The sequence below is a fragment of the Microcystis sp. M20BS1 genome (assembly GCF_020245305.1).
Classification (GTDB): domain Bacteria; phylum Cyanobacteriota; class Cyanobacteriia; order Cyanobacteriales; family Microcystaceae; genus Microcystis; species Microcystis ichthyoblabe_A.
The window spans coordinates 1-3,994 of the sequence record NZ_JADBUZ010000171.1 but is presented as its reverse complement, the minus strand read 5'-3'; the positions used below and the strand labels follow the sequence as shown (position 1 = coordinate 3,994).

5 protein-coding genes are annotated in these 3,994 nt (G+C 44.3%); 1 reads left to right on the top strand and 4 read right to left on the bottom strand.

Going from position 1 to position 3,994, the window contains the following annotated elements:
• Window positions 1-121: 121 nt before the first annotated feature.
• On the bottom strand, window positions 122-1,219 hold the full coding sequence (gene queA / locus IM507_RS16865; RefSeq protein WP_287637374.1) for a tRNA preQ1(34) S-adenosylmethionine ribosyltransferase-isomerase QueA: 1,098 nt from the start codon (window positions 1,217-1,219) through the stop codon (window positions 122-124).
• 160 nt (window positions 1,220-1,379) lie between these two features.
• Between queA and IM507_RS16860 the strand changes: the two genes are divergently transcribed.
• On the top strand, window positions 1,380-1,769 hold the full coding sequence (locus IM507_RS16860; RefSeq protein WP_002733765.1) for a hypothetical protein: 390 nt from the start codon (window positions 1,380-1,382) through the stop codon (window positions 1,767-1,769).
• Window positions 1,770-1,772: 3 nt separating this feature from the next.
• Here IM507_RS16860 and IM507_RS16855 read toward each other — a convergent pair whose 3' ends face one another.
• From IM507_RS16855 to IM507_RS16845, 3 genes are all read right to left on the bottom strand, one after another.
• Window positions 1,773-2,825 carry an LOG family protein gene (locus IM507_RS16855; protein WP_002733478.1) on the bottom strand — a complete coding sequence of 351 codons (1,053 nt, stop codon included), beginning with the start codon at window positions 2,823-2,825 and terminating at the stop codon, window positions 1,773-1,775.
• 134 nt (window positions 2,826-2,959) lie between these two features.
• On the bottom strand, window positions 2,960-3,634 hold the full coding sequence (locus IM507_RS16850) for an HAS-barrel domain-containing protein (RefSeq protein WP_123230290.1): 675 nt from the start codon (window positions 3,632-3,634) through the stop codon (window positions 2,960-2,962).
• A 2-nt stretch (window positions 3,635-3,636) separates the two neighbouring features.
• Entirely contained in the window at window positions 3,637-3,831 is a 195-nt protein-coding gene (locus IM507_RS16845) for an NAD(P)H dehydrogenase subunit NdhS (RefSeq protein WP_002732940.1), read from the bottom strand.
• Between the last annotated feature and the right edge of the window lie 163 nt (window positions 3,832-3,994).

The following is a 3,994-nucleotide window of genomic DNA, read 5'->3' as shown; positions in this document are numbered from 1 at the left end:
GGGAAAATTCTGGGACTTTTTCCCTGAAAATTAGGTAACTGACTACCTCAAAATCGGTAAAACCCCACACCCCACACCCCACACCCTGCCACCAGGAAAAGCTTTTTGCCGCAAACCCTACTTACCGATTACTGCTGCAAGCGCTGGGTAGGATTAACATAGCGTCACCGAAGGAATAGAAACGGAAACGCTCTTGGATAGCTGCTTGATACAATGCCAATAGTCTTTCCCGTCCGACTAAGGCACTGACTAACATCATCAAACTGGACTTGGGTAGGTGAAAATTAGTGATCATGCCGTCGATAACTCGCCATTGATAACCCGGATAGACAAATAAATTCGTTTTTCCCTGAAAAGCGGTTACTTTATCGCTCTTAGTTTCTTTAATTGCCCCTTCCAAGGCGCGAGCTACCGTAGTTCCTACGGCGATAACCCGGCCACCTCTAGCCTTTGTTTGGGCAATTTTTTCGGCAGTTTCGGCGGAAATCTCTAAAAATTCCCGGTGCATTAGGTGTTCTGTAATATTTTCCACTTCCACGGGGCGAAAGGTTCCCACTCCCACATGAAGGGTGATATAGGTGGTATCTATACCCTTCTGGGCGAGCTTATGGAATAATTCGGGAGTAAAATGTAATCCGGCAGTGGGAGCGGCTACAGAACCCTGTTTATCAGCGTAAACTGTTTGATAACGGTCTTCTTCCGCCTCCGATTCGGTGACGTAGGGGGGGAAAGGAATATGACCGTACTCCTCCAACATATCCCAAAAACTGCGTCCGGGATGACGTTGAAATTCCAGCAGACGACCACTGGTGTTCAGATCTCGATCGATTACTTTCGCTAACCATAATTTTTCTTTGTTTTCCGTTCGCCCTGTTTTCGGATAAAAAAGGACTTCTGAACCGACTTTAAAGCGTTTTCCCGGTTTCACTAGAGATAACCAACGATGGTCATCTTGTTCTTCCAATAGTAATATTTCTATGGGTGCGCCGGTGGTTTTACGACCAAATAAACGGGCCGGAATCACGCGGGTATCGTTGAGAACCAACAAATCCCCCGGCTCTAACCAAGTAGGTAAATCCCGAAAAATAGCCAAATTATGACTATTAGGAGAATCTACCACCAAAAGACGGGAACTGTCTCGGGGTTCTGCGGGATTTTGGGCAATTAACTCCGGAGGAAGGTGATAATCGTAGCTGGAGAGTGATTGGTCAGGGATCATCGTCGTTATCATCATAAAGATCTTCGCAAAAGTCGGGTAATTCTACCCAAGCGAACTTCACTAAATCGGGGATTTCTCCCCTTGGTATCTGGAACGGTTTATCGTCAGACTAGAGATATAACACTAATCGTGACTGTTAGCCAACATCCCAGCGGCCAATATGGACTATCTCTATTTTCTTGCTAACGCTAGTTTAACGCTACGAGTCACCGAGTACCTGCGATCGATGACTCATCTACCCTCCTCCGTCATGACGGTTATTCATCAGATTAACGGTTGGGTGGTCAAGGTAAAGTTTAATCAAATGCTTACTCCTTGCCAACACGGGGATTTTCGCGCCTACATGAATGAGTTAGGGATTCCCTATCAACCGGAAATGCGTCTCCAGATGGTTTTTTGGAGTTTGGAAACGGGACAATCCCCCATTGATGTCATGCGTCGTTACCAAGTGGCGATCGTCTCCCATGGTACCCCGGATCAGCAAGATATAGAGGCTTTTCGGCAACAATTTACTAAGGGTTTAGGATACTGTCCAGAAACTCTGGCCTAGTATTTATTTTCTCTCGGGATGCTCTTCAAGGGCAACTACAGGACTTAAATCGTTGATGTGATCAATTAATTGATACAAGCGTCCGTAACTCTTGCCGTTGAAGTAAAAAACTAGACGAGGTAAATGGTGGCTGGAATCCCGATTCTCTCGTTCTAGAATTTGACTGGGTTCGATTTTCCCTTTAACTAGGATATCGCCGAAGTTTTGGTTAATTTGTTCGATCTGTTCCTCGCTTAGTTCGTGATTAAGACGAATAACAAAGGATTCTCCCACAAAACGGCTGGAGTGATAGACCCGATAGAAGTGGCGAATTGTTTGACAAGCGTGGTTTAGATCGTTGGTAATAGTATAAAAATTCCGATCTTCGGCGGATATCAGTCCTCTTTTTTGCAGATTTTCACTAATTTGTTCTTGCCAAGTTTGCCAGTAATCCCCATCAGGCTCATCAATTAATACTAGGGGTGCAGGTCCGTATTTACCGGTTTGACAGAGGGTAAGCGTCTCAAAGGCTTCATCTTGGGTGCCGAAACCGCCGGGGAATAAAGCTACTGCGTCACTTTCCCGCAGAAAAAATAGTTTTCTGGTAAAGAAATATTTAAAATCGATTAATTTGGCATCATTTATGATATAAGGATTAGCCCCCTGTTCAAAGGGTAGCTGAATATTTAATCCGAAGGAATTTTCCCGTCCGGCGCCTTCATTCCCTGCCTGCATGATGCCACCCCCAGCACCGGTTAACACCATAAAACCGTATTGACTGATACAGCGTGCGAACTCTACTGCCAGACGGTATTCACTGCTATCGGGTTTGATGCGTGCCGAGCCAAAAATGGTCAGTTTACGAATGTGACGGTAGGGGTAAAATACCTGAAATCCCTTTTCTAAATCTTCGATCGCATAGGTTAGAATTTTCCAATCGAGGCGATCGATTTCCTCCTCGGCAATTCTGACTATTGCTTCCAGAGATCTTTGAATCCATTTGCCATCTTTTAAGTGGGGCAAATGTTGCACCAATTTCAGCAAGTCTTCGGTTAATTGAGAATAAGAGTTGTCCATTTATCAGGTATCAGTTTTGCAGCAATCCAGATATGAATGCTAATTGTACAAAGTATCCACAAGTTAACTTGGTTTGGAGTTTGAAGAATTGCTCAGAAGACAATTCATAATTAAAATCAGCAACGCCGAATCATCTAAGGACTAATATGAATTTGACTGAGAATATAACGCAAGCGATCATAATCATCTTTAAGTAAAACACTTAACTGTCTGCCCACATTCACTAACCATTGTCGATCGGCTTGACGCAATTGATACATCTGACGGATAGAAGCGGCTGCCAAAGCTTCCACGGGAGTATTTTTGACCTGTAATAAAATTCTTAAAAAGTCTAATTGTTCACTAAAATAAACCACTTCTAACGACTCACATTGATAAACTGCCTGATGAATTTGTGGAGGGCGGGGAGGAATATATTGATAGATATAACCTCGCCCAGCACCATTGCCATTAAATTGTCCGGATAGGGTTTCAAAACCGACAATAGTTGCCCGAAATTCCGTTTTTAACATAGCGAAAATCTGCGGCTGTTGTTCCCGCAATTCAGCCAAAGATAACCCCAAAGCTCTAGCACGATGTACCGAATCGATGGGGGCAGTGGTGGCAAAGGTGACAATCCCAAAAATCTTATTACCCGTTTCTTCATCGTAGGCTTTTACCCAACTACCAAAAGCGGGCATAAAAGGAAAGTTTAACTCCTCTGGTTCCAAACATTGCGCTAAGAACTCGGTCGTCGTCGTCTCGATAACTTCGGCGATATGATCGGGATGGCGGTTATCCGTGGCTAATTGCGGTAAGGGTGGACGCATGGTTATTTTTTGCCTTTAGCCGGGGCAATAATTAGTTCTTCTAATTCCGAGAGATTAAAGGTGACTAACTTATCCCAGTTGCCCCCCTCAAAAAGAACGGCCACTTTCCCATCGCTTAAACGCTGGGCTAAACCTTCAAATTTATAGTAGGTATCATCGGGATTGGTGACTCGAACGGTACTACCTGGCAAAATCATAGGATTGACGACGAAATTATATTATTAGGGGTCGAGAAGGTCGTCACCGACCTCCCCTCCCATTCAGAACCGTGCGTGAGACTTTCACCTCACACGGCTCCTAGTTTGACTGTTCCCTTGTTAAGGATACAGCTTGACTTCCTTTGGTTAACCTTGTATTATC

What these genes read in the sequence shown, in the direction of transcription:
- IM507_RS16860 (WP_002733765.1), top strand. Translation starts at nt 1,380, where the DNA reads ATGGACTATCTCTATTTTCTTGCTAACGCTAGTTTAACGCTACGAGTC.
- IM507_RS16855 (WP_002733478.1), bottom strand. Translation starts at nt 2,825, where the DNA reads ATGGACAACTCTTATTCTCAATTAACCGAAGACTTGCTGAAATTGGTG.
- IM507_RS16845 (WP_002732940.1), bottom strand. Translation starts at nt 3,831, where the DNA reads ATGATTTTGCCAGGTAGTACCGTTCGAGTCACCAATCCCGATGATACC.
- queA (WP_287637374.1), bottom strand. Translation starts at nt 1,219, where the DNA reads ATGATCCCTGACCAATCACTCTCCAGCTACGATTATCACCTTCCTCCG.
- IM507_RS16850 (WP_123230290.1), bottom strand. Translation starts at nt 3,634, where the DNA reads ATGCGTCCACCCTTACCGCAATTAGCCACGGATAACCGCCATCCCGAT.